We start from the raw sequence: 26,247 nt of genomic DNA, 5'->3' as shown, positions 1-26,247 counted from the left end.
TAAAGGACGTGCGTCTGATGGTACAGAATAACAAGGTTTTAACCGTCTCTTATGGAACCTTCTCGTGCACTTTGGAAGGATTCGACGATTCGTTCGAGACGATGAAAGCAATTGCCGAGTACTTTCGCGATCTCGCGGCTGATGATCGGTACTTTGGTTCTGAACCCCCGCAACCCGACACGGAAATGCTGACAAAGATCGCAAAGCGGGATGGTTCTCGCAAGGTTGAAGCAAGCCAGAGCGATGCCGGGCTTTTGATCCGTGCCACGACCCAACCTGCTACCAGTGCGCCGGCTCTGAACGTTATCAATACACCACCCCCCTCTCCCCCTGCCATCACTGAATCGGAAGCCGTCGAAGATACACCTGCTCCGGCTGCTGACAGCATCGCCGCCAAACTGCAGCGCATCCGGGCCGTTGTATCTCATTCCGAAGAAAACTCGGTTATCTACGCCGAGGACGAAGAAACAGCCCTGATGAAAAGCGAGGCTGGCCCGTTAGATGCAGTAGCCGCAGCTTTTGCCGCCGGTTCGCTGGACCCTGCTGATCTGGAGAACACACCAGAAACCGACGCAACTTCCGGAATTGCTGACGCTTTCAGGGAAAAAGCAGAACCTGAATCGCCTCAGGCCGAAGAAGTCGAAGAAACGGCTGCGCCGATTTTGGAACCCAAAGTTGAAATCCAGAATTCAGACTCCAAGACCCCTTCCACCGTGGTCGAGGAAGAACCTGAAGATGAGGAAACCTCGCTGGATGTCTTGTTCTCGGACCTCGACGAAACTGCTGGAGCCGAACACGAAAACGAAGAGGTGGCCAACATCCTCAGCGACATCAGCGATGATGAAGAACCTGTTTCTGAATCCGCTGAAGATGTCATAACCGAGGAAGACGAGGTCAACCTTCTGGACGAGATTTCAAATGTGGAATCCATTCTGGCGGATCGCGCCGGTGAGTCGGAAACTGACAAACATGACCTGGACCATGACGTATCGCGCCTTATGGACAAAGTTGGTGAACATCTCGATGACCCAGATACCAGCGACAAGCGGGAAGCCTACACCCATTTGCGCGCAGCCGTCGCGGCTACTGAGGCGGAACGCAGCGAAAAAGGTGAAACCGTTCAGGCCGACGATGATCAGCAGTATCGTGGCGATCTCTCCTCAGTCGTAAGCCCGCGCCGACCGGAGGTACAGGTCACTAGCGCCCGCCCCAGCAGTGATTCCTCTCCGCTCAAACTGGTGGCCGAACAACGCATCGACAACCAGACCGAAGATGCCGGGCCTGTAACCCCTCGCCGTGTCTCGGCTGAGACCCAGCCTGAGGACACTGCAGAGGAGGAAAGTGGTTTTGCCCTGTTCGCACAGGAACAAGGTGCACAATCCCTACCGGACTTACTGGAAGCGGCAGCCGCTTACCTGTCCTTTATCGAAGGTCAGGAGCAGTTTTCGCGTCCGCAACTGATGAACAAAATTCGCTCGCTCAAGCAGGATGAATTCAATCGCGAAGAAAGCCTGCGTTCATTCGGTCAGTTGCTGCGGGACGGCAAGATCGAAAAGGCTGGCGGAGGACGCTTTGCAGCCTCAACTCAGATCGGTTTCCGCCCGGATGACGAGCGCGCCGCGGGGTAACCTCCCCTCTCGCTAAACAATACAATTGAGGATGGGTCGAAGATGTCTTCGGCCCATTTTTCTTGCAAAGATGCGCCGATCCTCCCGTTCGGTCACCATGTTGCTATGCTGCATTGCAGAAAAATGCTATTATGACTCGCAAGGTGACAGCATCGACAGCCCCTGTTCAAACAAAGGCCACGCCATGTATGAACTACCCATCCGGCGTCTCCGGATCTACGACAGACCGAAAGTAGAAAGCCATTTCAACAGCTTGGATGTCGACGCCCTGACCTCTCGGTTTGGCACCCCGGTTGATCTTTCTTTTGTTCAATCCTACCTGTCAGAAATTTTCGACAACGCGTCACTTGTGTTTGGTGCTTTTCCGGATTCGTGTTTGCGCGGTGTCGGTGAGTTGCGCACGCTTCCAGGGCACCAGGCCCATGTTGCCGAAGCCGCATTCACCGTTGAAACCGAATGGCAGGACCGGGGTATAGGCGATGCCTTGTTATCGCGGATCATCACCGCCGCTCGAAATCGCGGAATTCGTGAGGTGCACATGCTGTGCCTGGCCACCAATCAGAAAATGAGGCGCCTGGCTGCAAAACACGATGCAGACCTGAAATTGATTACGGGGCAGATCGAGGCAACGCTTACGGCGCCCTGGCCCACCCCGCTCAGCGTTGCTGAGGAAATTTCGGGGGAATATCACGCAATGGCACGCGCAATTCTGACTTGGCCTGTGTCCAATCGGCGTGCTGGCTGAGCTTGCTCAGGTGGCCGTCGGCACTGTCTAGCAGCGCCGACACGGCTGTTATCCTCCAAGTGCCATCGTTTCCTTTACTCCGACGGCTGGTCCGGGTCTTCCTTGCCGACGCCCTTGAACACGAACTTGAACGGCAGCGCCCAGACAATGCCCAAAGCGATATAGACAAGCAATTCCAACCAAATCGGAGGACGGTCGAGCCAATTCACGATTGTCACCACCGCCACGATATAGACCGGCAATCCAATCAACAGCAGCACCAGCGACCAGCGACGCCGGGCTTTGTAGCTGAGACCGGTCTTTCCGTTGTCGCTCATCAGTCAGCAAACGGGTCGGTCACCAGAATGGTGTCGTCCCGCTCCGGGCTGGTGGACAGAAGGGCTACGGGGCATTCGATCAGTTCCTCGACACGACGCACATATTTGATCGCGTTGGCCGGCAGATCGGCCCAGCTGCGTGCGCCTTCGGTAGATTCGCTCCAGCCCGGCATTTCTTCGTAGATCGGGGTGCAGCGCGCCTGCTGATCGGCTGCGGTGGGCAGATAGTCCAGACGTTCACCGTCCAGCTCATAGCCCGTGCAGATCTTCAGCGTCTCGAACCCGTCCAGAACGTCCAGCTTTGTCAAAGAGATGCCGTTCACGCCACTGGTCGCGCAAGTTTGGCGCACAAGGCAGGCATCGAACCAACCACAGCGGCGCTTGCGGCCAGTGGTGGTGCCGAACTCATGCCCGCGCTCACCAAGGCGCTGGCCGTCCGCATCGTCCAGTTCAGTCGGGAACGGGCCTTCGCCCACACGGGTAGTGTAGGCTTTGACGATGCCCAGAACAAAGTCGATTGAGCCGGGCCCGATACCCACACCCGTTGCCGCCTGACCGGCGATCACGTTGGACGAGGTCACAAAGGGGTAGGTGCCGAAATCGATGTCCAGCAACGCGCCTTGTGCCCCTTCGAACAGGATGCGTTTGCCCGCCTTGCGCTTTTCGTTAAGCACTTTCCAGACCGGCGCGGCGAAGGGCAGGATTTCCGATGCGATTTCTTTCAACTGAGCAATCAGCGCATCGCGGTCCACAGGCTCGATCCCCAGACCCTTGCGCAGCGGATCATGGTGCTGCAGTGCACGGTCCACACGCGCCTCAAGCGTTGCTTCGTCAGCCAGATCGGCAACGCGCACGGAACGGCGGCCTACCTTGTCTTCGTAAGCTGGGCCGATGCCGCGACCGGTGGTGCCGATCTTGGTGCCTTTGCTGGCGGCTTCTTCGCGCGCGCGGTCCAGTTCACCATGGATCGGCAGGATCAACGGCGTGTTCTCGGCGATCATCAGGGTTTCGGGCGAGATATCGACGCCCTGTGCACGGATGGTCGCGATTTCCTTGATCAGGTGCCAGGGGTCCAGCACGACGCCGTTGCCGATGACGCTCAGCTTGCCACCGCGCACCACGCCCGAAGGCAGCGCGTGCAGTTTATAGACCTCTCCATCAATAACCAGCGTATGACCGGCATTATGCCCGCCCTGAAAACGCGCGATCACGTCTGCCCGCTCGCTGAGCCAGTCTACGATCTTGCCTTTTCCTTCGTCACCCCACTGGGCGCCGACAACAACCACATTGGCCATATCCGGTCCTTTTGCGCTGAATTATCAAACTCGGCTCGTATAACGAGGACAAAGCGACAGGGAAACCGGTAATTCGCCGCAGATGAGAACCGCGCTGCGCGCGGTGCCTCCGGCGTGGATATTTTTGGCCAGATCAAGCGTGGGTCCCTTGTTCATCTGGCTCCAAATATCCCGGGGGCGTCGTCCGGAACGGGCGGCGGGGGCAGCGCGCCCTACTTGCTTGCGGTCAAATGCACTGGCTGACCGTGTGGCGTTGTCAGGTAAGCCTCTTCCCACGCATTCCTATACTGAATGACTTCCGCCGGGATCGCTGCACCCAGATCGTTCAGCAACAGTTCGAGAGTTTCCAGCCACGCGTGAAAATAGTCATCACCCCCGTCAAGATCGCGATCCAACCCGTGGCGTTTCAACGTCTGCGAAAACCGATCGGCCCAGTCAGGCCAATCGAAACGCCCTGCTTCGTTCAGGGCCACGGTCACCGCAAACACCTGCGCGTGCCAGGGTTCGGCAAAAACAGGTTCAGGTGCGGAATAGGTGGCGCAATCGCTCATACCGGCTCCAAATAGCTTTGCCAGAGGTCCAGAACAACTTCGTCCTTTGGGTTTTCCGGATCTGCCCACAATTCTGAGGCAGGGAAAACGACCGCATAGAGCGGCTCAGGTGCCTCGCCAAGCCCATGTGCGTTGGAGTCCGGCAGCACATGTGTGCCGTGCAGCCGCATGACCTTGCCCGTGGCACCGGATGCGTAAACCGGCAGGCGCGTGTGGCCGCCATCAACCAGTCGATTGGCGGCCGGATCCACGGTACGTACAGTTTGCCCTACCTTGAACCGTGCGTGGATATCTGACGGGCGATCTGCCGGTCCCCCGCTGGCCAATACACCAGCAACGGCTTCAGCCTTCAATGCGCGGCTTGCCAGCGGGTGCGTGTCGTTTCCCGCTTGGCCGCGCAAATCCTTTTCGGTCAGCACGCCGGTTTCGACCAACAGATCGGCCAGAGCTGAAACCCACTTCTCGTAATATGAAAACCGCGCGTAATCCTTGGGGGGCAATCGTTCGCGCGCGTGACGTTTTACATCGATATTCCACTGACCCAACGAGTCCGCGGCCACCGTCACTGCCAGCGCTCGAGCGTGCCAATCTTCTGCAAAGATCGGAACGTCATCGGATTCGGGGTAAACAGGTCCGTCACCGAAACGCCCGCCCATATCATGTACGCGGGTCATGTCGGCACCTTTGGCAATCCGGTGCCGATCATGCTGTCGCGGGTAACCAGGGCGGCCAATTCCTCTTCGCTGAGGCCATCCGTCGCTTGCGGGCGCATCGGAAGAACAAGGTACCGCATCTCGGCAGTCGAATCCCACACACGAACCGAAGTCTTTTCAGGCAAGCTCACCCCGAAGTCCGCCAACACTTTACGCGGCTCACGCACGGCCCTGGCGCGGTAGGCGTCGGATTTGTACCAACCTGGTGGAATACCCAGAAGCGGCCATGGGTAGCAACTGCACAAGGTGCAAACGACCATGTTGTGCAGTTCAGGTGTGTTTTCCACTACAACGATATGTTCGCCCTGACGACCATAGAAACCGAGATCCGCAACAACCGGCGTAGCGTCTGCTAGCAAGGCTTTCCTGAAGTCTGGATCAATCCATGCCTTTGCAACCACCCGGGCACCGTTCTGAGGGCCGATCTTGTTCTGATAGGTATCTATGATCTCATCCAACGCAGCCGGGTCGATCAGTCCTTTGCGGGTCAGAATCGTCTCAAGCGCTTTGACGCGCAGGGCGGGATCGGGCGGCAACAAGGCGTGCGGGTGGTTGTGATCATCATGCGGCATAGACCGCAGCCTGCGTTACCTTTTGCAGGCCTGTCCAGTCTCTTTGCTGTGATGCCGCACATCAGGTGTCGTGATGGCAACTCATCCCTTGCCCCCGATGACAAACTTGCATAAGTACCACGCGATACACGCCACGCTGTACAGGACCACCATGGAAAACGTCGTTCTCATCATCCATCTTCTCTTGGCTCTGGGCCTGATCGCCGTTGTTCTGATGCAGCGGTCCGAAGGCGGCGGCCTGGGTATGGGCGGCGGCGGCGGTGGTGCCATGACCGGCCGCGCGGCGGCAACGGCTTTGGGCAAGGTCACTTGGATTCTGGCGGCGTGCTTTATCGTCACCTCGATCACGTTGACCATTCTGGCGGCTCAGAAATCTTCGGGCAGCTCGGTGATCGACCGTTTGGGCGTTCCAGCCCCAGCCCCGACCGAGGAAAGCACTCCGGCAGTTCCGTCGACCGATGATCTTCTACCTCCGGCTCAGGGCGACAACGCGCCGCTAATCCCGCAAGCGGACTGATCCACTACACTTAGAAATTTAAAAGAGAGCTGCAACAGCATCTTGCGGTTCTCTTGCGCTATGCGCGCGAATCCTTTATACGTGAAGTCCCGTGATGCAGCGGTTTTTTCAAACCGCCGGGCAGCTGATAATGACGTCTCACGGGAGCAGCCGAAAAACATGGCGCGATTTATTTTCATCACTGGTGGTGTGGTTTCGTCCTTGGGCAAAGGACTGGCTTCGGCGGCTCTGGGTGCGCTGTTGCAGGCCCGGGGATATTCGGTGCGTCTGCGCAAGCTGGACCCCTACCTAAACGTCGATCCGGGCACGATGTCGCCGTTTGAACATGGTGAAGTGTTCGTGACCGATGACGGCGCCGAAACCGATCTGGACCTCGGTCACTATGAACGTTTCACCGGTGTTGCGGCGCGCAAGACCGACTCGGTCAGCTCAGGGCGGATTTATTCCAACGTGTTGGAGAAAGAGCGTCGCGGCGACTACCTTGGCAAAACCATTCAGGTGATCCCGCACGTCACCAATGAGATCAAGAACTTCATCGCCATTGGTGAAGACGAAGTCGATTTCATGCTATGTGAGATCGGCGGAACCGTTGGTGACATCGAAGGCCTGCCCTTCTTTGAAGCCATTCGCCAGTTCAGCCAGGACAAGCCGCGCGGTCAGTGTATTTTCATGCACCTTACCCTGCTGCCTTACATCAAGGCGTCTGGCGAGTTGAAAACCAAGCCGACTCAGCACTCGGTGAAAGAGCTGCGTTCGATTGGCCTAGCCCCCGACATCCTGGTTTGCCGCTCTGAAGGTCCGATTCCGAAGAAGGAACGCGAGAAGCTGGCGCTGTTCTGTAACGTGCGACCCGACAGTGTTATCGCCGCGCAGGACCTGAGCACCATCTACGACGCACCGCTGGCCTATCACAAGGAAGGTTTGGATCAGGCTGTTCTGGACGCGTTCCAGATCAGCCCTGCGCCGAAGCCCGATCTGGCGAAATGGGAAGACGTCAGCGACCGCATCCATCACGCCGAAGGCGAAGTGAAAGTCGCCATCGTTGGCAAGTACACCCAGCTGGAAGATGCCTATAAGTCAATCGCCGAGGCGCTGACCCATGGCGGCATGGCCAACCGGGTCAAGGTCAAAGTCGAGTGGGTCGATGCCGAGGTTTTCGACACCGAAGACGCGGCCCCCTATCTGGAAGGTTTCCATGCCATCCTCGTCCCTGGCGGCTTTGGCGAGCGTGGTACCGAAGGCAAAATCAAAGCAGCGCAATATGCTCGCGAACACAAGGTGCCCTATCTGGGCATTTGTCTGGGTATGCAGATGGCCGTTATCGAGGCCGCCCGGAACGCCGCAGGCATCGCCGAGGCCGGATCCGAGGAATTCGACCACGAAGCTGGAAAACGGCGTTTTGAACCAGTGGTATACCACCTGAAAGAGTGGGTGCAGGGTAACCACAAGGTCGAACGCAAAGTAGGCGACGACAAGGGCGGCACAATGCGTCTGGGTGCCTATAACGCGGTTCTGGCCGAAGGTTCGAAAGTGGCCGAGGTTTACGGCGGCACCCAGATTGAGGAACGCCACCGTCACCGCTATGAGGTGGATATCAAGTACCGCGAAAAGCTGGAGAAGGCGGGCCTGAACTTCTCGGGCATGTCGCCGGACGGACGTTTGCCGGAAATCGTCGAATGGTCGGATCACCCGTGGTTCATCGGTGTGCAATACCACCCCGAACTCAAGTCCAAACCGTTTGACCCGCACCCCCTGTTCCGCGACTTCGTGCGCGCCGCCAAAGAAAGCTCGCGCTTGGTCTGATCGCGGACCAGTCACCGCATTGTGACAGCGGGCGCAAAAAAACCTATACGCGCCCGCCCTTTCCAAGGTTAACTGTCCGCAACCCAGCGACAGGAGGCCGCCCATGACCAGCCAGATCACCCAAGCGGAAGCATTCGCAGCCCTGCACAAAAAGGGCGAGCCGGTCATTCTATACAACATCTGGGATGCGGGAAGCGCTGGGGCAGTGCGCGACGCGGGGGCCAAGGCGATTGCGACCGGCAGTGCGCCGGTTGCGATGGCACAAGGGTTTGGTGATGGTCAGAACATCCCGATGGACGCCGCACTGGACAATGCCCGCCGGATTGTTGCGGCGGTTGATCTGCCGGTGACACTGGATTTCGAAGGGGCCTATGCCAGCGATGTGCTGGGCGTGGCCGCCAACGTCCAACGCGCGCTGGACACCGGCATTGTCGGCTTCAACTTCGAAGATCAGATCGTCGGCACCAGCAACCTCTATGACATTGAAACGCAGGAGGCACGTGTCCGGGCCATGCGCGAGGGCTGCGATACCGCCGGTATCCCCGCCTTCATCAACGCCCGCACGGATATCTTTCTGAAAGCCAAGCCCGAAACCCACTCTGACGCCATGCTTGACGAGGCAATTGCACGTGCCAAAGCCTATGCCGATGCCGGGGCCAGCGGGTTCTTTGCGCCGGGCCTGAAGGACGAGGCAATGATTGCCCGTCTATGCGAATCGACCGCCCTGCCGGTTAACATCATCGCCCTGCCCGGCACCCCTGACACGGCCACGCTAGCCGGGCTGGGTGTGGCCCGGATTAGCTATGGCCCCGTCCCCTATCGGCAGATGCTGGGATGGCTTCAGGAACAGGCAAAACAGGCCATTCAGGCGGGTTGATCCTTTCGCCTAAGTATCGCGCTCAGCGTGTTTTTGCCGCTTTGAGGAACTCGCCCGCCAATCGCAACAATGGCGGGTAGTCCGTGCTTGGCGGGCTACAAAATATGGAATATCCTCTCGGCATGTTGAAGAAGTTTTTACAGGCTTTTCGCCCGCCGCAGCACGACAACCTGCCCGACCCCGATGCCGAACTGGCGCTGGGTGCGCTCATGGTGCGCGTGGCGCAGGCGGATCGGGATTACAAGCTTGAGGAAATCAGCCTGATCGACCGCATCCTTGCCCGGCTGTATCAGCATAACGCGATCGAGGCCGCCAAGGTCCGCGCCACCTGTGAAAAGCTGCACGCCGCCGCGCCGGAAACCGACACGTTCGGCAAACTGATCCGCGAAACCACCGATCTGCACGAACGTCTGGCCGCGCTGGACGCCTTGTGGGAGGTCGTTTTGGCCGACGGAAACTCCGACGAAGGCGAGATGAACATCGTGGAAGAGGCCCGCATTGCCATGGGGCTGAGTTTCAACGACAGCCAGACCGCGCGCGAACGGGTGCAAAGGCGCTTGGAAGAGCGTTAGACCCCCTCTATATCTAACACATGTTTAGTGATTTTCTGGCCCGGCTGACTCAGCCCGCCCCCGACCCACTTGCCGATGACGACGCCCGCCTAGCCCTGACGGCCCTGCTGGTGCGCATTGCGCGGTCTGACAATGACTATGCCGATACAGAAATGGCCCGAATCGACAAGATTTCAGCCGAACGCTATGGCCTGTCCCCGTTCGAGGCCGCCGCCCTGCGCGCCCGGGCCGAGGATCTTGAGGCCGAAGCCCCCGACACCGTCCGTTTTACCCGTGCGATCAAGGAGGCCATTGCCTATGACGACAGGCTCGCCGTGGTGCAGGCGATGTGGTCGGTTGCTCTGGCCGATGGTCACCGGACTGGTGAGGAAGATTCGCTGCTGCGGCTAGTGGTCAGTTTGCTGGGCGTCAGCGACGTCGATTCCGCTCTGGCCCGCCAAAGGGCCGCCAAATCGTGATTGCGATGCTGGGCATGTATGACATGCCTGCGCTGCAATTGGCAAATGATCGGTTCTGGACATTGATTCGGGACCGTCTTGGCTTTGGCCCCAACCACCTGACCCGTGATGCGGATTTCTGGGAGGTGTGGCGGCACCCCGAACTGATCTTTGCTCAAACCTGCGGAATGCCATATCGCACCAACCTGCACGGCAATGTGCAACTGGTTGGAACGCCAGACTACGGGTTGGCAGGTTGCCCGCCCGGATATTATCGTTCTGTTTTTGTTACCCGTCAGGATGATCCGCGTGTTCTGGCCCAGCTTGCGACGGGCACCTTTGCCTATAACGAAAAGCTGTCGCAATCGGGCTGGGCAGCACCGTTGGTTCATCTCGAAGGGCATAACCAGAAGCCCGGTGCTTTCCTGGCGACCGGTAGCCACGCGCAATCGGCAAACGCAGTCGCAGAAGGCCGGGCCGATATCGCGGCGCTGGACGCGCTGACATGGGAATTGCTCAAAGCGCACACCAACCTTGGCGCGGTATTGCGCGAAGCTGGAGCCACGGCTCCGACACCCGCCCTGCCCTATATCACCGCCAAAGGTCAGGACGCCGATGCAATCGCCGGTGCCGTTCGCGCCGCAATTGGTGACCTGTCACCGTCGGATCGCGCATTGCTGCACCTTCGCGGCCTGATCGACATCCCGGCAAACGATTACTTGTCGGTCCCCAATCCGTCTCAGGTTTAGACAACCGGGCTTATTCGGTAACCGATTTGGTCAATACCTATGATCAATCTGACCGATTCAGCCCCCGATGATGTCAATTGCGCATTGCATTGCTCCGATTTTTAAGCCCTATTACCGCACCAACACCCATAACACATGGACCCTCCGTGACAGATTCCACTCCCGTCATCGAAATCAAGAACCTTCACAAAAGTTTCGGCAGTCTGGAAGTGCTGAAAGGGGTCGATATTACGGCCAAACGCGGGGACGTTGTTTCGCTGATCGGATCGTCCGGGTCTGGCAAGTCTACCCTTCTACGCTGCTGCAACCTGCTGGAAGACAGCCAACAGGGTGAGATTCTGTTCAAGGGTGAGCCTGTGCGATGGTCGGGTGACTTGCACCACCGACGCCCCGCCGACCCGAAACAGGTCATGCGCATTCGCACCAACCTGTCGATGGTGTTCCAGCAGTTCAATCTGTGGGCCCATATGACCATCCTGCAAAACGTGATGGAGGCTCCGGTTACTGTTCTGGGCCGCGACCCGAAAGAGGTTGAGGACAGCGCCCGGAAATATCTGGAAAAAGTGGGCATCGGCGACAAATGTGACGTGTACCCGGCACAACTGTCCGGAGGCCAGCAGCAACGCGCCGCCATTGCCCGTGGCCTGTGCATGGAGCCAGAGGCACTACTGTTTGACGAACCGACCTCGGCACTGGACCCGGAACTGGAACAGGAAGTCATCAAGGTGATCAAAGATCTGGCTGCCGAAGGCCGCACCATGATCATCGTGACCCATGACATGAAAATGGCCGCTGACATCTCCAGCCATGTCGTGTTCCTGCATCAGGGCCTGATCGAAGAAGAGGGCCTGCCGGAAGATATCTTTACGTCCCCCGAATCCGAACGACTTCGGGGCTTTCTATCCGCCACAAAGGCGGCTTAACTTCAGATCAGAAAACAAACTGGGGAGTATCCAATGAAAAAACTGATCCTGACCACTGCGGCGCTGGCGTTGACCGCCGGTATGGCCATGGCGGACACCGTTCGTCTGGGCACCGAAGGGGCCTATGCGCCGTGGAATTTCGTCAACGACGCGGGTGAAATCGACGGGTTCGAGCGTGAACTGGGCGACGAGCTGTGCAAGCGCGCCGGTCTGGAATGCGAATGGGTCAAGAACGACTGGGATTCGATCATTCCTAACCTTGTTTCCGGCAACTACGACGCGATCATCGCAGGTATGTCGATCACCGACGAACGTGATGAGGTCATCGACTTTACCCAGAACTACACCCCGCCAGATCCATCTGCCTACGTCGCTATGTCCGATGGCGTTGACGTGGCAGGTGGCGTGATTGCAGCGCAGACCGGCACCCTTCAGTCCGGATACATCGCTGATTCCGGCGCCACTCTGGTTGAGTTCGCAACTCCCGAAGAAACCATCGCTGCCGTGCGCAACGGCGAAGCAGATGCAGTTCTGGCGGACAAATCCTTCCTAGTGCCCTTCACCGAAGATGGCTCGGGCCTTCTTTTCGTGGGTGAGGAAGTTCCGCTGGGCGGTGGCGTAGGCATGGGCATTCGCGAATCCGACGGTGAGCTGAAAGAGAAGTTCAACGCAGCCATCCAGTCCATGAAGGACGACGGCAGCCTGAATGAGCTGATCACCAAGTGGGAAGTGTCCTCGACCTTCTGATCCTGAACTCTGCGGCGCGCCTGCCCCTAGGGCGCGCCGCCTCTGAGCCTTTGCCAGTCAAAGAGGCCCGCCATCTTTTCGTTCTGTACTGATCCCGAAACACTCGGCACGTTCCGTTGGTTCTCATGCTATCTGACCAACGGTGTGCATTGGGCCTTCTATCTGTCCTTCTTCAAGGTACTTTTGCTGCTTGCGATCACCGCACCGGTTGCACTTGGTTTTGGGTTTCTGGGGGCCATGGCGGCCCGGTCCCACTTCCTGCCGCTCAGCCTGCTGGGAAAGGGCTATATCGCCATCGTACGCGGTGTTCCGGATATCGCGTTCTTCATGTTCTTCGTGATCGCACTGGATCAGGCATTCGAATGGACTCGCCACAAAGTCCTTTGTCCGGAGTGGACCGATCCGGTCCGACAGGGCAATGACTTCATCGTCTGTCAGGCAGCCAAGCTGCCGCTGGGCAGCGCCCCGGAATGGGTGCACGAAACTTATGGCTTCTTTCTGGCCGTTATTACCTTTTCCATCGTTTTCGGCGCGTTTGCGGCCAACGTCCTGTTCGGCGGTATGCGCGCTGTACCACATGCTCAGCTGGAAACGGCCGAGGCCTATGGCATGACCCGCCGCCAGACCTTCTGGCGTATCCTCGTGCCGCAAATGTGGGTCTACGCCCTGCCCGGCCTGTCGAATCTGTGGATGGTTCTGATCAAGGCCACACCACTGCTGTTCCTGCTGGGTATCGAAGACATCGTCTATTGGGCGCGCGAACTGGGGTCGTACAAGAACCCAAAATTCACGCAGTATCCGCATGGCGACTGGCGCATGTGGTACTTCCTCGGCTTGTTGGTGTTCTACTTGGGCATGACCCGCGTCTCGGAGATCGGACTTGAGCGGCTGATGCGCCGCCTGTCACGCGGTCAGGCAACCTCGGGCGGAGAACTGCTACGCAAGGAGACAACCGCATGAGCTGCTTGCAAACGATTCAGGACTATGGACTGCGTTCGATCGGAATTGGCGAGCGCCTGCTGCCCCGCAATGATTTCACCCTGTGCGAGCATTTTACGCTGATCGGCTCAGGAATGATCTGGAACATCTATTTCGGGATCATGGCGCTGGCGACCGGGTTCTTTCTGGCGACGGCGCTGGCAATGGGCAAGGCATCCACAAACAAGTGGCTGCGCAAACCGTCGGAATGGTTCATCTTTCTGTTCCGAGGCTCGCCGCTGTTTATTCAGTTCTTCTTCGCCTATTTCCTCTTCCTGTCGCTAAAGCAGAGCTTTCCGTTCTTTGACGCCCTCACTTCCGCCTGGCTGGGCGCGTTGATCGTGCTGTTTTTCAATACAGCCGCCTATTCGGGAGAAATCTTCTATGGCGCACTGCGGTCGATACCCAAAGGCGATATCGAAGCTGCCGATGCCTATGGCATGACTGGTTGGTCCCGGTTCCGCCGCATCATCTGGCCAACCATGCTGCGGCTGGCCTGGCCCGCCTACACGAATGAGGCGATCTTCCTGTTCCATGCCACGACGCTGGTCTTCTTCTCGGCCTTCCCGGTCTGGCAGCAAAGGGGCGATGCGCTGTATTACGCTGGCTATTTCGCGGACAAGACGTTCAACCCGTTCATCCCCTATCCGATTCTGGCCTTCTACTTCATCTTGCTGACCCTCGTGGTCATCTGGGGATTTGGCATGATCAACAAGCGGCTGAACCGACACCTGCCTGCGGCCAAGCGAAGCAAAATGAAGTTGAGACTGAATCTGGCGCGCTGATCTCAGGCGCGCCAATTGCCCATTCGGGTAGAGTAATCTGAAATACAAAAAAGGCGAAAATTGCGCGTCCTGCGCTTTGTATCTGATGCTGTTTGAGAGAGATGGTACCGCCTCCCTGGCTTGAACAGGGGACCTCTGGATCCACAATCCAGCGCTCTAACCAACTGAGCTAAGGCGGCACTCGTGAGGGGCGATGTACCGAACGCGCCGGGGGAATGCAAGAGGATTAAAGCCGAATTTTCCAGCTTTGTTCGACAAGATCGACCCCGAAGGAATGCACCGGTTTACTGCCTAGCAATTGCCACCCGTTCGCGCGATACAGCGCGCAGGCCGCCCGGTGGCTTTCATGGGTCCACAGCCGCATTTCCGTGTACCCAACGCTGCGTGCAAAGCCCATGCAGGTGTCCAGCATCCGCTTTCCCAACCCCTGCCCCCGGACCTCTGGCAGCAGCAGAAAAAGCCGCAGCTTTGCTGTTTGATCGTCCAGCGCAACACAAAAGATACTACCCAGCCTTTGCCCTGCGCGTTCCGCGATCCAACCCCGCTCGCGTGTCGAATCGTGATCGGCGGTAAAATCGTCTAGAATGCGATGAACCAAGATACCAAACGAGGCGTCAAATCCTTCATCCCGCGTGTAGAGCCTGTGGTGCTGTTCAACCAACCAGGGGGCATCTGTGGCGCGAAAGGGCCTGATCCGAAGGTTCTCCATGATGTATCTGACCGCAAAGGCAGCTTGATTCTCAACCCTTTGCGCGCTAGCACGAATGCTCAGTCCCGGAGGCGAACATGGGCATCAACACCGAACGCGACATTCAGGCGAACCTGCAGATCGGCCCCACCGATCAGGGCATGATACGACTGTTCATCGAGGCCGATGGCATCGAGATTCCGATGGATTTCGATCCCGAGGAAGCCGAAGAAATCGCGGACGAAATCCGCGCGGCGGCGCAGGCCGCCCGGGCAGTCAAAGGCTGATCTTTCAGATTCGGGGATCGCGCAGCGTCTGCAACCTGCGGGCCGCATCAGACGCAAACTTCTGGATCATCTTTTTGCGCCGCGCCGGGGCAAGCTTGTCTTCCGGCGCCATGCGCACAATCTCGGCATCATAAGCATCAGCGATGATCAGGCCGGTTTCCGAAGGCAACAGGTCGGTTGGAAAGTCGATATCCACGGCCCAGAAAAACCGATCACACCACTCAAGATACCCCTGCCATTTGCAATCCGACTGATAGTCGGCTCGGCTGGACTTGCATTCGATCACCCACAGCTCACCCTTGGGACCCAGCCCCATGACATCGACACGCAACCCACGGATCGGCACGAATTCTTCAACTGAAACAAATCCATGCGTCAAAAGGTGGCGGGCTACGCCACGCGCCAATCGCTGTCCGGGTTGCAGATCCAATGTCATCCTGAAAATGTGAACAATTCGTGAACAAAAATCAAGCACGACTTCACACTTGACATGATACCGTTTGGTTTCTCATTATATGATACCAAAAGGTATCTCTTCAGGGTGAGTACATGCAATCACAAACTCAAAGCGCATTTCGCGCGCTTGCCGACCCGACGCGCCGGAACATCGTGCAGTTGCTGGCCACTCAAGACATGACCATCGCGCAACTGACCGAGCGGTTCGACATGACCCGTGCTGCTGTCAAAAAGCACCTGACAGTTTTGTCGGATGGCGGGCTCATCACGGTTGAGGCACGCGGTCGGGAGCGCATCAATAGGTTAGAACCGCAAGGAATGGCCCCTGTCCTCGATTGGCTCAGCTATTTCGACCAGTTCTGGGACGACCGCCTCAACAATCTGAAAGAAGCCATTGAAAGGAAAGACACATGACCCATGCCGTTCTGCAAAAAACGATCTTTCTGCGGGCCGAACCTGAAACCGTCTGGGCCTATCTGACCGATCCCGAGCGGTTGGCCGAGTGGTTTCACAAACCCGAACGGCCTTTGGCGGCCGGTCAAAAGCTCGAGATGTTCGGAACGACCAGTGGTGATCTGTTGATCTGGGGCGAGGTGCGTGTTGCCCGTCCACCGCAGTATCTGGAATACACATTTACCGTTAAACCCATGGGCGACGCTGTCAGCGTGGTCAAATGGACGCTGGAACCGGTTCCCGGAGGTACCCGGTTGTCCCTACTGCACGAAGGCTTGCCACAGGGCGCCGAAGCATTTGGCCTGATCCTGTCTCTGGACAGCGGCTGGGACGAGCATTTCGACAAGATGCGGACCGCCCTGCACGAAACTGTTGATGCCTGACCCCTTGTGCAAACCCGCCGTAACCCCTACTTAGGCGCGTGGCGGGTTCTGCCCTTCTTGTGAATGGTAGCATTCTGGTGGCCTTAAGCAATTCCGAGGGGGCTGGCTCTGTTCAGGTCCTGGCCTGATTACCTGGCGCCCACCTGTACATACAGGTCCTCGGGAATCACACCGCACGGTTGACTGGTGGTCCCGCCACATTTTCCTTGAAAATCAGCGCGCTGAATTCGCCTCTTGCTTGACGACAGCTGGTTCAAAGCTGTGCACAACAGGCGATCCTCGACGCGGTCCGCCAGGCTTTTCGGCCATGCTCATGATCTTGTAACCGAACTGAACGCCAGCAAATACGATCCCGTTCATGAACCAGATCATCGCCAACGCGATCAGGCCGATTTCAGAACTGGTGATCAGGTGACGTAGATTCGCGACGTTAAAGGCCAGCAACACCCCAACAAACACAGCCGAGATAACAAAACCCCAGGCGACTTGCGTGATGTACAGCCGGATCAGTTTAGGCATGGCGACTCTCCTTGCGCTATAACATTCAGTTTAGCGCATGTAAGTCCAAGGTCAAAGGCGTCAGAACGCCTCGGGCTGAGCCTCGCGCGCCATGTGATCCAGAACAGCATTAACGAATTTCGGTTCTTTGCCCTTGGGGAAAAAGGCGCGAGCCACGTCAACGAATTCAGTGATGACCACTTTGGGTGGTGTGTCGCTTTGGGTCAGTTCCGCCCCTGCAGCACGGAAAGTGGCGCGCAAGGTCGGGTCAATGCGCGCGATGGGCCACTTAGCCACCAGTGCGCGGTCGGTCATCTGGTCGATCGGCGCCTGATAGTTCACAGCGTCCTCGACCAGTTTGCGGAAGACGCGGGTATCGCCATCCAGCATTTCCTCGCCTTCATAGACGGCGCCAAACCGGTGATCCAGAAACTCGTTCACAACCTGCTCGGTCGTCTGGCCCGACTGCTCCATCTGGAACAGCGCCTGCACGGCATAGAGTCGTGCGGCGGATTTCATCAGGCGTTTCTGGTTGGCCGGTTTCGGCGCGTCTGTCTGGGTCATGCTGTCGTGGGTCCGTTGCTGTCGCCCGCCACAAGGATGGACTCGGACGGGGGCTTGAAGCCGACGCCCTTTTTCGAAGCGCCCCACTTACGGCTGAGCGCGATCAGATGCAAGGCCGCAGCCGCTGCTCCGCCGCCTTTATTCATTTTTTCGGGATTTGCGCGGCCTTCAGCCTGTTCGTCATTTTCCACGGTCAGGATGCCGTTGCCGATCAGGAGGCCCTGCAGGCCCATCAGCTGGATGGCGCGACTAGAGTCGTTGCAGACGGTTTCGTAATGCGTGGTCTCACCACGAATGACGCAGCCCAGCGCGACATACCCGTCGTAGTTACACTGACGGTCGGCCATGGCGATAGTGGTTGGGATTTCCAGCGCGCCGGGAACTTCGACCACGTCACAGGTGCCGCCAGCGGCTTCGATCTCGGCCTTGGCTCCGGCGACCATATTGTCGGCGACAGCACGGTAGAACGGCGCCACAACCAGCAGCAGTTTCACCGGTTTGTCGAAGGTCGGGGTCGGCAGGACGCCATGTTTGTCTTGTTCAGCCACGATCAGTCATCCTTGAGAATGGAGCGGGTGCCGACGATGGACAGGCCAAACGCGTCGAGCCCCAGATATACGGTTTCTGGCGAGTCGGTCAGCAGCACCAGTTCCTGAATGCCCATCTTGGACAGGATTTGTGCGCCCAGACCGGTTTGTTTGATGGTGCGGGGGCCTTCGTCCTCGGCCGCATAAAGCGAGTTGCGCGGTTGGCGGAACAGGCAGACCACGCCCCGGCCTTCCTCGGCGATCTTTTCCATCGCGCGGGGCAACTCGCGCGTGGATTTCGGACCAAGGCCCAGAATGTCCGGTGCTTCGTGCAGGGCGTGGGTGCGGGTCAGGACCGGTTCGGGCGTGGTGATATCGCCCTTGATCATCACAACATGTTCGATTCCGTGGGTCTGGTCGGTGAACAGGCGCATTTCCCATTCGCCTCCATATTCCGACGTCACGGTCTCACGTGAGGTTTCGACCACCAGATTGTCATTGCGCGAGCGGTAGGTGATCAGGTCGCTGATCGTACCGATCTTCATGTCATGGGCTTTGGCGAACTCTACCAGATCAGGCAGACGCGCCATGGTACCGTCGGCTTTCATGATCTCACAAATCACGCCCGAGGGGTTCAGCCCGGCAAGGCGCGAGATATCCACGGCGGCCTCAGTATGACCCGCGCGAACCAGCACCCCGCCCCGCTTGGCGCGCAGAGGGAAGATATGGCCGGGCGTAGCGATATGCGCCATCGTGTTCTGTTCGTTGATCGCGGTTGCCACGGTCAGCGCGCGGTCAGCGGCAGAGATACCGGTAGACACGCCCTCACGCGCTTCTATCGACACGGTGAATGCGGTTTCGTGGCGGGACGAGTTGTTCACTGCCATCATCGGCAGGCCTAAGGCATCCACACGCTCGGCGGTCATCGGCAGGCAGATCAGCCCGCGCCCGTGGGTGGCCATAAAGTTAATCGCCTCGGCATTCGCAAACTCGGCCGCGATTACCAGATCGCCCTCATTCTCGCGGTCTTCGTGATCGACCAGAATATACATCCGGCCTTTGCGCGCCTCTTCGATGATCTCTTCGATCGGGCTGATCGCGGCGCGCAGTTGCGCTTCGACGGGTCCGGGGGTTTCAAAGCTCATGAGGCAGCCTTTCGCAGAGCATGTTTGAACGGGTGGATAGACCACGATGCGTCCAAAGGCCAGCCCGCAGACGGCAAGGCCCGGTCAGGACGCGACGTTGTTCCGTTGCTTCAGGACATCTCGGCCAGACGCGCGACGTAACGGGCCAGCGTGTCGATCTCAAGGTTCACTTTGTCGCCGACCGAGACATCCCCCCAGGTCGTGACCTCTTTGGTGTGCGGGATGAAGTTGATCCCAAAGTCACAGCCATCCACATCGTTGACGGTCAGCGAGGTTCCGTTCAGCGCAACCGACCCCTTGGGCGCGATGAAGCGCGCCAGTTCCTTTGGCGCGCGCAGGGTAACACGGGTGCTGTCGCCCTCATCCTGCACGGCGACAACTTCGGCCACGCCATCCACGTGACCCGACACGATATGCCCGCCCAATTCGTCACCGACTTTCAGGGCGCGTTCCAGATTGACTCGCTTGCCGACCTGCCAGCTGTCCAGGTTGGTTTTCGAAACCGTCTCGGCGCTGATCTGAACGTCATACCAGTCATCGCCCAGCGCGATCACAGTCAGGCAGACACCGTCGCTTGCAATCGAGGCCCCAATATCGATACCCGCCGTGTCATAGGACGTCTTGATCCGGGCCCGCAGATCGCCCTGTTGATCCAATTCGGTGACGGTGCCCACATCGGTAACGATCCCTGTAAACATTCCGCTAACCCTTTTTTCTTAACATGGCCCAGTGTTCCACGCCGAGTTAAGCCCAACCGGCCTTTCGGGCAAGCCCCACCTTGCCGCCAAAACCCGAAACGGGCATAATTTCATCAACAAACGGCAAGAGCAGAAATGATGTCATCCCCTGCAAAAGGCGCAAAACGCCGTGTCTTCCTGTTTCTGCAGGGGCCTCATGGACCGTTTTTCAGCGGGCTTGGTCGGATGTTGCGCTCCACGGGGGCCGAGGTCTGGCGCGTCGGTTTCAACGCAGGCGATCAGGCGTTCTGGTTCGACAAGTCCTCATACATCCCCTTCCGCGACGCACCCGAAAACTGGCGGGATCGGCTTTTGGAATTGATCGACGAACGAAACGTCACGGATATCGTCCTTTATGGCGACACCCGTCCGGTTCATTCCAAAGCGGTGAAGGTCGCGAAGGCCAAAGGCGTCACCGCCCATGTCTTCGAGGAAGGCTATTTGCGCCCATGGTGGGTGACATATGAACGGTTCGGCTCGAACGGAAACTCGCGGCTGATGTCTCTGGGCGTTCAGCAAATGCAGCATGCACTGGATCAATCTGTTCTGCAGGTGCCACCGCCACCTTCGCATTGGGGGGATATGCGGCAACACATCTTTTACGGTGCACTTTATCATTGGTTCGTTCTGTTCTTGAACCAAAGCTACCGAAACTTTCGGCGACACCGGGACCTGCCCGTTTCAAAAGAATTCAAGTTGTATTTCAAACGTCTGGCCTTGATGCCGTTTCACCGGATACAGCGCCGCTGGGCGACGGCGCGAGTGCTTGGAAATGGTCACCCCTACCATCTGATCCTGTTGCAGCTGGGGCATGACAGTTCGGTTCAGGCACATTCGGACTATTCCTGCATGTCCGATTTTCTTGAGGACGTGTTTCTGGGTTTCGCAAAAGGCGCCCCGGCGCATCACCGGCTGGTGGTCAAGGAACACCCACTTGAAAACCATCGCGAGCCCCTGCATCGCCGCGTGCGCCAGATGGCAAAGGCGCATGGTGTCTCAGACCGTGTGCACTACGTACCCGGTGGGAAACTCGCCAAGCTGCTGGATGGGGCTAACTCTGCCGTCACGATCAACTCGACCGCCGGGCAGCAGGTTCTTTGGCGTGGCATCCCACTGCGTATTTTCGGCAGGTCAGTCTATGACAAACCCGAATTCGTGTCGCGGCAGCCGCTGGCCGCATTCTTTGCCGCCCCGATGCCGCCAAATCGGGACGCCTATCAAAGCTATCGCCGCTTTTTGCTGAAAACCAGCCAACTGCCGGGAGGATTCTATTCACACCGTGGTCGCCGGCAATTGCTGCGGAGCGTGGCGGATATGATGCTGGATACCACTGACCCTTATCAGTCCGTCCTGAGCGACAAAGAGGCGCTGACGCCACAGTTGAAGCTGGTTGAATGAAATCGACCGGTTGGCGCTAGAAGTTGTCGTGTGAACCGAGTAGCCTGCGCCAAACAAAAGACCATACAAAGGCGACTGAGGATAACCGGCAGTGCAGCGCTTTCCAATCCGATGGATACGGGGAATGTCCCTTGTGGCCGCAATCGGCCTGCTGGCCGCGTGTCAGCTTCCCAAGGCGGGCCCCAACAAAAACGAGATTTTGTCGGGCTCGACGGCCAATGGCGGAAATGCTTTTGTGGTTGAGGTCGACGACCGGGTCACTCGGGCAACGTCGGCTATCCCGCAATACGGGTTTTCGCGCGCCTTTAGCAGCGCGCAAAACCTGACTGCAGATACAGTACGCCCTGGCGATATCCTGGGTTTGACGATCTGGGAAAACGTCGATGACGGATTGTTGTCCAGCGAACTCGGCGGAGCTACGGCCCTTGAGCAGGTTCAGGTGGATAGCGACGGGTTTATCTTCGTGCCCTATGCGGGTCGTATTCGGGCCGCCGGTAACACGCCCGAACAACTCCGCCAGTTGATCACCACTAAACTGCAGGATCAAACGCCCGATCCGCAGGTCGAAGTCCGCCGCACCGCAGGCAACGGGTCAACCGTTTCCCTTACCGGAGAAATCGGCGCGCCGGGCGTTTATCCCATTGAACGACCCAGCAGAACTTTGCTTGGAATGCTGTCTCAGGCTGGTGGTGTCGCTGTTGGTTCAGACATCGCACTGGTAACGCTGATCCGTGGAAATGACCGTGGAACCATTTGGTACGACGACTTGTTCCGCAACCCCAAGCTGGACGTGGCATTGCGCGGTGGGGATCGCATTCTGGTCGAGGCCGACAGCAGATCCTACATCGCACTGGGTGCGACTAGCCAGTCTCGAGTGGCGTTTGACACACAAGACCTGACCGCCCTGGAAGCTTTGGCACAGGTGGGCGGACTGCAATCCCTATCCTCGGACCCGACCGGTATCTTCGTTCTTCGCAAGGAACGGCAGGACATCGCCCGAGCGGTCATGGGGCGTCAGGATTTGCAAGGGGATCAACGCATGATCTACCTGTTGAACCTTACAGCGCCCAATGGGTTGTTCATTGCCCGCGATTTCGTCATTCGGGATGATGATACGATTTATGTGACCGAAGCTCCGTATGCACAGTGGAGTAAGTCGATCTCACTGATCGCCGGTGGCCTGACGCCGGTTGCAAACGTTGCCACACTGACGGGTGGCTGATGCACGCTGACGAGACAGCCGGGACACAGCGTACCCGGCTGTTTGTCTATAACGGCGGTTTCCTGACCCAACGCCGCGTGCGGCGTATGCTGAACCTCTCTGGTTATGACATTCGTATTGGCCTTCCCCGCGAGGGCGATGTCGTCGGCGTTTGGGGCAACAGCCCGACGGCCCATCGCGGCCTGGCGATTGCCGCCCGACACAATGCGCCTGTTCTGCGGGTCGAGGATTCCTTTTTGCGTTCGCTGCATCCAGGGAGGGTTGGCGAGCCCCCGTTGGGCCTTCTGCTCGACCGGTCCGGGGTACACTTCGATCCGGCTCAGCCATCCGATCTTGAGACGTTGCTGGCCACGCATCCGCTGGACGACACCGCTCTGTTGAACCGGGCCAGATATGGCATCGAACGCGTGCGCGAGTTGCACCTAAGCAAATACTCTGCCGTCGATCCTACCCTCCCGCCACCCGACCCCGGCTATGTTCTGGTGGTCGATCAGGCTGACAATGATGCCTCTGTGACCGCCAGCAAAGCAGATTACGCCCGCTTTCGCGAAATGCTGGTTATGGCACAAGAAGAAAATCCCGGCGCTCGCATTCTGATCAAAACGCACCCGGAAACCGCTGCGGGATATCGCGGCGGATATTTCTCTGATCAGGACTTGTCCGACAGAGTTTCAATTATCAGCACCCCGATCAGCCCATGGTCCCTGCTGGACGGCGCGGTGGGTGTCTACACCCTGTCGTCGCAATTTGGATTCGAAGCCATTTTGGCCGGGCACAAACCACGAGTCTTCGGCCAGCCGTTCTATGCCGGATGGGGCCTGACACAAGACGAAGAACACTTTCCGCGCCGACAACGCAACCTGACCCGAGCGCAACTGTTCGCCGCTGCGATGATCCTCTACCCAAGTTGGTACGATCCTTACAGGGACCGCCTATGCGAACTGGAAACCGTTCTGGATACGCTTGAGACACAAACGCGCGCATGGCGGCAGGATCACAAGGGATGGACTGCGTCAGGCATGCGCCTGTGGAAGCGCAAACATCTGCAACAGATGTTCGGGCGTGAAAAGAAGATCAGGTTTACTTCTGGGCCCCCGGATTCGTCGGATCGCCCCCATATGGTCTGGGCCAACCACGCGCGTGATGCCGAAAACGCTGTCAGGATCGAGGATGGGTTTCTACGGTCACGCGGACTTGGCGCCAACCTTGTGCCTCCGCTTTCCCTGGCGACAGATGATTTGGGTATCTATTACGACCCAACGCGTCCAAGTCGATTAGAGGAGCTGGTCGCAAAGCGCGAAACTCTGCGTCCGGATCAGGAATTGCGGGCCGAGCGACTGCTGGCCCAGATCGTCAGCGACCAACTCAGCAAGTACAACACCGGAGGTACTCCCCCTGACCTGCCCGAAGGGCATCGCATTCTGGTGCCCGGTCAGGTTCATGACGATGCTTCAATCCTGTTGGGCACAACAACCGTGCGGACCAACAACGATTTGCTGCGCGCAACACGCGAGGCGAACCCGAACGCAATCCTGATCTATAAGCCGCATCCAGATGTCGAGGCCGGACTGCGCGAAGGTGAGATTGAAGACGAAGGCCTTGCCGACATCATTGCCAGCAACACCGACCCCGCCGCCTTGCTGGCGCAAGTGCACGAGGTTTGGACAATGACCTCACTGCTCGGGTTTGAAGCGCTCTTGCGTGGTGTCCGTGTCACCACCCTCGGCGCACCTTTCTACGCCGGATGGGGCCTGACGCAGGATCTGGGAACAGTCCCGGCACGGCGGGGGGCTCGACCGTCCCTGCATGGACTGGTGCACGCAGCGCTTATCGATTACCCGCGCTACCTGGACCCGGTCACCGGACAGCCCTGCCCTGTCGAGGTTGCAATTCAACGCCTGACTGAAGGGTACGAACGCAAAGGGGGTCCTGCGCTGCGGCTACTTTCTAAGCTTCAGGGTACTTTTGCCACAAACGCACATCTGTGGCGTCGCCGCTAACGCAGCGACCGCGCCCAACGATGCAGCACGTCCGGCCCGATAGCGCGAGTTTCGATCAACTCAAACCGAGGTGTCGCATTCAGAGTCTCCAACCCAAGTGACCCAACGGCCGGCAAGCCTTCGGCCCCGATCGTCAGCCCCGCGCTGAATCCTACAAGCTCATCCACAAGATCGTCAGCAAGCAACGAAGCAGCCAACGCCGCCCCGCCTTCGCAGAAGACGCGTGTTAGCCCTGCGTGCCCCAACTGTTGCAGCAGATCCGTGGCATCGATGTGGTGCTCTTGCAGTGCACAAGGGATCAAACGTGCGCCTAAGCCCTCCCAAGCGCGCGCGCGCTCGGGGTCCGGAGACGGGCCATGGCACAGCCAAACCGGTATCTGCGACGCCGTGCGGGCCAGTTGCCCCATAAGCGGGATGTCCAGATGACGCGAGACAACTACTCGCACCGGTTGCGCCTTGATCCCCAGATCGCGGACCGTCAAAGACGGATCGTCAGCCCGGGCCGTCCCTGCCCCTACGATCACTGCATCGTGACGCGCACGCATGGCATGCACCGCCCGACGCGCTTTTGGTCCGGTAATCCACTGGCTGTGACCGGTGGATGTCGCGATACGTCCGTCAAAACTGCTGGCCAGCTTGAGTGTAACGAACGGTCGCCCCTGCTCCGTTTTCAGAAAGAACCCAGCGTGGTCCCGCGCTGCCTGCTCGGCCAGAACGCCGGTGGTGACCTCGATCCCGGCCTCTCGCAGCATGGCAAAGCCCTGCCCCGCCACACGCGGATCGCTGTCCTCAATAGCCGAGACAACGCGGGAAACGCCCGCTTTGATCAGAGCCTCAGCGCAGGGCGGCGTTTTTCCGTAGTGAGAACAGGGTTCCAATGAAACATAGGCCGTTGCGCCACGCGCGGCCTCTCCGGCCTGCGCCAAGGCTTGTGGTTCGGCATGCGGCCGACCACCGGGCTGGGTCCAGCCCCGTCCGACAATTCGCCCGTCGCGCACAATGACACAGCCCACTGCGGGGTTAGGCCAACACGTCCCTTGGCCGCGCTGGCCCAAAGACAAGGCCAGCGCCATAAATCGCTTATCAGTTTCGCTCACTCGTCCGTCGAAGGCTGCGGCGGGCGCAGTTCGTGGACAAACTCCTCGAAGTCATCGGCCGCCTGGAAATTCTTGTACACGCTTGCAAAACGAACATAGGCCACGGTGTCAATCCGCGCCAGAGCTTCCATGACGATCTCGCCGATTTTGCTAGAGGGGATATCGGTCTCACCCATGCTTTCCAGGCGGCGGACAATGCCGGAAATCATCTGGTCGATCCGATCCGGTTCAATCGGTCGTTTCTGCATAGAAATCCGGATCGAGCGTTCCAGCTTGTCCCGATCGAAATCCTCGCGTTTTCCGTTGGTTTTGATCACCACCAGATCGCGCAACTGTACACGCTCATAAGTGGTGAACCGCCCCCCACATGCGGGACAAAACCGGCGTCGGCGGATCGCGACGTGATCCTCTGCCGGGCGTGAATCTTTGACCTGAGTGTCGATATTTCCGCAAAACGGGCAGCGCATCCGCCGTCTCCTCGTCCCTTGTTCGGCCTTTTTTGTAAGCTATGCCGCTCACTTATCCACAACTATAGGGTAGCCGCTAGGATTTGGGTAGTCGGAATTTTTCACCGCTATATAAA

At 58.4% G+C, this 26,247-nt stretch carries 32 protein-coding genes and 1 tRNA gene; 18 read left to right on the top strand and 15 right to left on the bottom strand.

Going from position 1 to position 26,247, the window contains the following annotated elements:
* Nucleotides 1-17: 17 nt before the first annotated feature.
* Together GOW98_RS08470 and GOW98_RS08465 are read left to right on the top strand one after the other, a co-directional pair.
* Entirely contained in the window at nt 18-1,628 is a 1,611-nt protein-coding gene (locus GOW98_RS08470) for a hypothetical protein (protein ID WP_170330934.1), read from the top strand.
* A 70-nt stretch (nt 1,629-1,698) separates the two neighbouring features.
* The gene (locus GOW98_RS08465) at nt 1,699-2,373 is read left to right on the top strand and encodes a GNAT family N-acetyltransferase (RefSeq protein WP_217359470.1); all 675 of its coding nucleotides are present in this window, start codon (nt 1,699-1,701) and stop codon (nt 2,371-2,373) included.
* 74 nt (nt 2,374-2,447) lie between these two features.
* Here the strand turns inward: GOW98_RS08465 and GOW98_RS08460 are convergent, their stop codons facing one another.
* From GOW98_RS08460 to nthA, 5 genes are all read right to left on the bottom strand, one after another.
* Entirely contained in the window at nt 2,448-2,690 is a 243-nt protein-coding gene (locus GOW98_RS08460; RefSeq protein ID WP_170330932.1) for a DUF2842 domain-containing protein, read from the bottom strand.
* The gene (locus tag GOW98_RS08455) at nt 2,690-3,985 is read right to left on the bottom strand and encodes an adenylosuccinate synthase (RefSeq protein ID WP_170330931.1); all 1,296 of its coding nucleotides are present in this window, start codon (nt 3,983-3,985) and stop codon (nt 2,690-2,692) included. Before GOW98_RS08455 ends, GOW98_RS08460 begins: the two co-directional genes overlap by 1 nt.
* 212 nt (nt 3,986-4,197) lie before the next feature.
* Entirely contained in the window at nt 4,198-4,536 is a 339-nt protein-coding gene (locus GOW98_RS08450) for a nitrile hydratase accessory protein (RefSeq protein ID WP_170330930.1), read from the bottom strand.
* Nucleotides 4,533-5,210, bottom strand: a complete 678-nt coding sequence (gene nthB, locus GOW98_RS08445) for a nitrile hydratase subunit beta (RefSeq protein WP_170330929.1) — start codon at nt 5,208-5,210, stop codon at nt 4,533-4,535. The genes GOW98_RS08450 and nthB overlap by 4 nt, the downstream gene beginning before the upstream one ends.
* Nucleotides 5,207-5,821 (bottom strand): nitrile hydratase subunit alpha, encoded by a 615-nt coding sequence (nthA, locus tag GOW98_RS08440; protein ID WP_170330928.1) that lies wholly within the window; start codon nt 5,819-5,821, stop codon nt 5,207-5,209. The genes nthB and nthA overlap by 4 nt, the downstream gene beginning before the upstream one ends.
* A 151-nt stretch (nt 5,822-5,972) precedes the next feature.
* On the opposite strand from nthA, the gene secG reads away from it, so the two are divergent.
* The 10 genes from secG (at nt 5,973) to GOW98_RS08390 (ending at nt 14,209) form a co-directional block, all read left to right on the top strand.
* Complete coding sequence (gene secG, locus GOW98_RS08435; protein ID WP_170331361.1) at nt 5,973-6,338, top strand: preprotein translocase subunit SecG; 366 nt, start codon at nt 5,973-5,975, stop codon at nt 6,336-6,338.
* Nucleotides 6,339-6,497: 159 nt separating this feature from the next.
* Nucleotides 6,498-8,141: a CTP synthase gene (locus GOW98_RS08430; RefSeq protein WP_170330926.1), complete on the top strand. Its 1,644-nt coding sequence runs from the start codon at nt 6,498-6,500 to the stop codon at nt 8,139-8,141.
* Nucleotides 8,142-8,244: 103 nt separating this feature from the next.
* Entirely contained in the window at nt 8,245-9,018 is a 774-nt protein-coding gene (locus GOW98_RS08425) for an isocitrate lyase/PEP mutase family protein (RefSeq protein WP_170330924.1), read from the top strand.
* A gap of 122 nt (nt 9,019-9,140) precedes the next feature.
* Entirely contained in the window at nt 9,141-9,590 is a 450-nt protein-coding gene (locus GOW98_RS08420; RefSeq protein WP_170325500.1) for a TerB family tellurite resistance protein, read from the top strand.
* A gap of 20 nt (nt 9,591-9,610) precedes the next feature.
* Nucleotides 9,611-10,048, top strand: coding sequence for a TerB family tellurite resistance protein (locus tag GOW98_RS08415; protein ID WP_170330922.1), 438 nt, complete (start codon nt 9,611-9,613; stop codon nt 10,046-10,048).
* Nucleotides 10,045-10,776, top strand: a complete 732-nt coding sequence (locus tag GOW98_RS08410) for a PhnD/SsuA/transferrin family substrate-binding protein (protein WP_170330920.1) — start codon at nt 10,045-10,047, stop codon at nt 10,774-10,776. The genes GOW98_RS08415 and GOW98_RS08410 overlap by 4 nt, the downstream gene beginning before the upstream one ends.
* Nucleotides 10,777-10,922: 146 nt before the next feature.
* A complete protein-coding gene (locus tag GOW98_RS08405; RefSeq protein ID WP_170330918.1) occupies nt 10,923-11,699 on the top strand; it encodes an ABC transporter ATP-binding protein in 777 nt (258 codons plus the stop codon).
* Between the two features lie 33 nt (nt 11,700-11,732).
* Nucleotides 11,733-12,446, top strand: a complete 714-nt coding sequence (locus tag GOW98_RS08400; RefSeq protein ID WP_170330916.1) for a transporter substrate-binding domain-containing protein — start codon at nt 11,733-11,735, stop codon at nt 12,444-12,446.
* Between the two features lie 72 nt (nt 12,447-12,518).
* Complete coding sequence (locus GOW98_RS08395; RefSeq protein WP_170331359.1) at nt 12,519-13,406, top strand: ABC transporter permease; 888 nt, start codon at nt 12,519-12,521, stop codon at nt 13,404-13,406.
* Nucleotides 13,403-14,209 carry an ABC transporter permease gene (locus GOW98_RS08390; protein WP_170330914.1) on the top strand — a complete coding sequence of 269 codons (807 nt, stop codon included), beginning with the start codon at nt 13,403-13,405 and terminating at the stop codon, nt 14,207-14,209. Before GOW98_RS08395 ends, GOW98_RS08390 begins: the two co-directional genes overlap by 4 nt.
* A gap of 102 nt (nt 14,210-14,311) precedes the next feature.
* Here GOW98_RS08390 and GOW98_RS08385 read toward each other — a convergent pair.
* Nucleotides 14,312-14,388: transfer RNA gene (locus tag GOW98_RS08385), tRNA-His, on the bottom strand.
* 47 nt (nt 14,389-14,435) lie between these two features.
* Entirely contained in the window at nt 14,436-14,918 is a 483-nt protein-coding gene (locus GOW98_RS08380) for a GNAT family N-acetyltransferase (RefSeq protein ID WP_170330912.1), read from the bottom strand.
* Between the two features lie 77 nt (nt 14,919-14,995).
* Between GOW98_RS08380 and GOW98_RS08375 the strand changes: the two genes are divergently transcribed.
* The gene (locus tag GOW98_RS08375) at nt 14,996-15,184 is read left to right on the top strand and encodes a DUF6324 family protein (protein WP_068334412.1); all 189 of its coding nucleotides are present in this window, start codon (nt 14,996-14,998) and stop codon (nt 15,182-15,184) included.
* A 4-nt stretch (nt 15,185-15,188) separates the two neighbouring features.
* Here the strand turns inward: GOW98_RS08375 and GOW98_RS08370 are convergent, their stop codons facing one another.
* Nucleotides 15,189-15,620 carry an MmcB family DNA repair protein gene (locus GOW98_RS08370; RefSeq protein WP_170330910.1) on the bottom strand — a complete coding sequence of 144 codons (432 nt, stop codon included), beginning with the start codon at nt 15,618-15,620 and terminating at the stop codon, nt 15,189-15,191.
* Between the two features lie 113 nt (nt 15,621-15,733).
* Here GOW98_RS08370 and GOW98_RS08365 point away from each other — a divergent pair, with 113 nt between their 5' ends.
* Together GOW98_RS08365 and GOW98_RS08360 are read left to right on the top strand one after the other, a co-directional pair.
* Complete coding sequence (locus GOW98_RS08365) at nt 15,734-16,054, top strand: ArsR/SmtB family transcription factor (RefSeq protein ID WP_170330908.1); 321 nt, start codon at nt 15,734-15,736, stop codon at nt 16,052-16,054.
* A complete protein-coding gene (locus tag GOW98_RS08360) occupies nt 16,051-16,476 on the top strand; it encodes an SRPBCC family protein (RefSeq protein WP_170330906.1) in 426 nt (141 codons plus the stop codon). Before GOW98_RS08365 ends, GOW98_RS08360 begins: the two co-directional genes overlap by 4 nt.
* 213 nt (nt 16,477-16,689) lie before the next feature.
* Here GOW98_RS08360 and GOW98_RS08355 read toward each other — a convergent pair whose 3' ends face one another.
* The 5 genes from GOW98_RS08355 to GOW98_RS08335 all read right to left on the bottom strand — a co-directional run bounded on the left by GOW98_RS08355 (nt 16,690) and on the right by GOW98_RS08335 (nt 19,908).
* Nucleotides 16,690-16,995: a hypothetical protein gene (locus tag GOW98_RS08355; RefSeq protein ID WP_170330904.1), complete on the bottom strand. Its 306-nt coding sequence runs from the start codon at nt 16,993-16,995 to the stop codon at nt 16,690-16,692.
* Between the two features lie 60 nt (nt 16,996-17,055).
* The gene (gene nusB / locus GOW98_RS08350; RefSeq protein ID WP_170330901.1) at nt 17,056-17,538 is read right to left on the bottom strand and encodes a transcription antitermination factor NusB; all 483 of its coding nucleotides are present in this window, start codon (nt 17,536-17,538) and stop codon (nt 17,056-17,058) included.
* Nucleotides 17,535-18,086, bottom strand: coding sequence for a 6,7-dimethyl-8-ribityllumazine synthase (locus tag GOW98_RS08345; RefSeq protein ID WP_170330899.1), 552 nt, complete (start codon nt 18,084-18,086; stop codon nt 17,535-17,537). The genes nusB and GOW98_RS08345 overlap by 4 nt, the downstream gene beginning before the upstream one ends.
* Before the next feature lie 2 nt (nt 18,087-18,088).
* Nucleotides 18,089-19,210 carry a 3,4-dihydroxy-2-butanone-4-phosphate synthase gene (ribB, locus tag GOW98_RS08340; protein ID WP_170330898.1) on the bottom strand — a complete coding sequence of 374 codons (1,122 nt, stop codon included), beginning with the start codon at nt 19,208-19,210 and terminating at the stop codon, nt 18,089-18,091.
* A gap of 110 nt (nt 19,211-19,320) precedes the next feature.
* Nucleotides 19,321-19,908 (bottom strand): riboflavin synthase, encoded by a 588-nt coding sequence (locus tag GOW98_RS08335; RefSeq protein WP_170330896.1) that lies wholly within the window; start codon nt 19,906-19,908, stop codon nt 19,321-19,323.
* A gap of 138 nt (nt 19,909-20,046) precedes the next feature.
* Between GOW98_RS08335 and GOW98_RS08330 the strand changes: the two genes are divergently transcribed.
* The 3 genes from GOW98_RS08330 to GOW98_RS08320 all read left to right on the top strand — a co-directional run bounded on the left by GOW98_RS08330 (nt 20,047) and on the right by GOW98_RS08320 (nt 24,567).
* Nucleotides 20,047-21,345 carry a capsule biosynthesis protein gene (locus GOW98_RS08330; RefSeq protein ID WP_170330894.1) on the top strand — a complete coding sequence of 433 codons (1,299 nt, stop codon included), beginning with the start codon at nt 20,047-20,049 and terminating at the stop codon, nt 21,343-21,345.
* A 124-nt stretch (nt 21,346-21,469) separates the two neighbouring features.
* Nucleotides 21,470-22,567, top strand: coding sequence for a polysaccharide biosynthesis/export family protein (locus GOW98_RS08325; RefSeq protein WP_170330892.1), 1,098 nt, complete (start codon nt 21,470-21,472; stop codon nt 22,565-22,567).
* Complete coding sequence (locus tag GOW98_RS08320) at nt 22,567-24,567, top strand: capsular polysaccharide biosynthesis protein (RefSeq protein ID WP_170330890.1); 2,001 nt, start codon at nt 22,567-22,569, stop codon at nt 24,565-24,567. Before GOW98_RS08325 ends, GOW98_RS08320 begins: the two co-directional genes overlap by 1 nt.
* On the opposite strand, the gene ribD is transcribed toward GOW98_RS08320, so the two are convergent.
* Together ribD and nrdR are read right to left on the bottom strand one after the other, a co-directional pair.
* Nucleotides 24,564-25,664: a bifunctional diaminohydroxyphosphoribosylaminopyrimidine deaminase/5-amino-6-(5-phosphoribosylamino)uracil reductase RibD gene (ribD, locus tag GOW98_RS08315; RefSeq protein ID WP_170330888.1), complete on the bottom strand. Its 1,101-nt coding sequence runs from the start codon at nt 25,662-25,664 to the stop codon at nt 24,564-24,566. The genes GOW98_RS08320 and ribD overlap by 4 nt on opposite strands.
* On the bottom strand, nt 25,661-26,131 hold the full coding sequence (nrdR, locus tag GOW98_RS08310; RefSeq protein ID WP_170324479.1) for a transcriptional regulator NrdR: 471 nt from the start codon (nt 26,129-26,131) through the stop codon (nt 25,661-25,663). Before nrdR ends, ribD begins: the two co-directional genes overlap by 4 nt.
* Between the last annotated feature and the right edge of the window lie 116 nt (nt 26,132-26,247).

The sequence above is a fragment of the Ruegeria arenilitoris genome, from assembly GCF_013032445.1.
GTDB lineage: Bacteria > Pseudomonadota > Alphaproteobacteria > Rhodobacterales > Rhodobacteraceae > Ruegeria > Ruegeria arenilitoris_F.
This window is presented reverse-complemented; position numbering and strand designations above follow the sequence as displayed.

Coding starts and splice junctions, on each gene's coding strand:
- nrdR (WP_170324479.1), bottom strand. CDS start 26,131: ATGCGCTGCCCGTTTTGCGGAAATATCGACACTCAGGTCAAAGATTCA.
- GOW98_RS08470 (WP_170330934.1), top strand. CDS start 18: ATGGTACAGAATAACAAGGTTTTAACCGTCTCTTATGGAACCTTCTCG.
- secG (WP_170331361.1), top strand. CDS start 5,973: ATGGAAAACGTCGTTCTCATCATCCATCTTCTCTTGGCTCTGGGCCTG.
- GOW98_RS08355 (WP_170330904.1), bottom strand. CDS start 16,995: ATGCCTAAACTGATCCGGCTGTACATCACGCAAGTCGCCTGGGGTTTT.
- GOW98_RS08425 (WP_170330924.1), top strand. CDS start 8,245: ATGACCAGCCAGATCACCCAAGCGGAAGCATTCGCAGCCCTGCACAAA.
- ribB (WP_170330898.1), bottom strand. CDS start 19,210: ATGAGCTTTGAAACCCCCGGACCCGTCGAAGCGCAACTGCGCGCCGCG.
- GOW98_RS08465 (WP_217359470.1), top strand. CDS start 1,699: ATGCGCCGATCCTCCCGTTCGGTCACCATGTTGCTATGCTGCATTGCA.
- GOW98_RS08360 (WP_170330906.1), top strand. CDS start 16,051: ATGACCCATGCCGTTCTGCAAAAAACGATCTTTCTGCGGGCCGAACCT.
- GOW98_RS08380 (WP_170330912.1), bottom strand. CDS start 14,918: ATGGAGAACCTTCGGATCAGGCCCTTTCGCGCCACAGATGCCCCCTGG.
- GOW98_RS08320 (WP_170330890.1), top strand. CDS start 22,567: ATGCACGCTGACGAGACAGCCGGGACACAGCGTACCCGGCTGTTTGTC.
- GOW98_RS08330 (WP_170330894.1), top strand. CDS start 20,047: ATGTCATCCCCTGCAAAAGGCGCAAAACGCCGTGTCTTCCTGTTTCTG.
- GOW98_RS08420 (WP_170325500.1), top strand. CDS start 9,141: ATGTTGAAGAAGTTTTTACAGGCTTTTCGCCCGCCGCAGCACGACAAC.
- nthA (WP_170330928.1), bottom strand. CDS start 5,821: ATGCCGCATGATGATCACAACCACCCGCACGCCTTGTTGCCGCCCGAT.
- GOW98_RS08460 (WP_170330932.1), bottom strand. CDS start 2,690: ATGAGCGACAACGGAAAGACCGGTCTCAGCTACAAAGCCCGGCGTCGC.
- nusB (WP_170330901.1), bottom strand. CDS start 17,538: ATGACCCAGACAGACGCGCCGAAACCGGCCAACCAGAAACGCCTGATG.
- GOW98_RS08365 (WP_170330908.1), top strand. CDS start 15,734: ATGCAATCACAAACTCAAAGCGCATTTCGCGCGCTTGCCGACCCGACG.
- GOW98_RS08450 (WP_170330930.1), bottom strand. CDS start 4,536: ATGAGCGATTGCGCCACCTATTCCGCACCTGAACCTGTTTTTGCCGAA.
- GOW98_RS08390 (WP_170330914.1), top strand. CDS start 13,403: ATGAGCTGCTTGCAAACGATTCAGGACTATGGACTGCGTTCGATCGGA.
- GOW98_RS08325 (WP_170330892.1), top strand. CDS start 21,470: ATGTCCCTTGTGGCCGCAATCGGCCTGCTGGCCGCGTGTCAGCTTCCC.
- GOW98_RS08455 (WP_170330931.1), bottom strand. CDS start 3,985: ATGGCCAATGTGGTTGTTGTCGGCGCCCAGTGGGGTGACGAAGGAAAA.
- GOW98_RS08375 (WP_068334412.1), top strand. CDS start 14,996: ATGGGCATCAACACCGAACGCGACATTCAGGCGAACCTGCAGATCGGC.
- GOW98_RS08370 (WP_170330910.1), bottom strand. CDS start 15,620: ATGACATTGGATCTGCAACCCGGACAGCGATTGGCGCGTGGCGTAGCC.
- nthB (WP_170330929.1), bottom strand. CDS start 5,210: ATGACCCGCGTACATGATATGGGCGGGCGTTTCGGTGACGGACCTGTT.
- GOW98_RS08430 (WP_170330926.1), top strand. CDS start 6,498: ATGGCGCGATTTATTTTCATCACTGGTGGTGTGGTTTCGTCCTTGGGC.
- GOW98_RS08415 (WP_170330922.1), top strand. CDS start 9,611: ATGTTTAGTGATTTTCTGGCCCGGCTGACTCAGCCCGCCCCCGACCCA.
- GOW98_RS08400 (WP_170330916.1), top strand. CDS start 11,733: ATGAAAAAACTGATCCTGACCACTGCGGCGCTGGCGTTGACCGCCGGT.
- GOW98_RS08335 (WP_170330896.1), bottom strand. CDS start 19,908: ATGTTTACAGGGATCGTTACCGATGTGGGCACCGTCACCGAATTGGAT.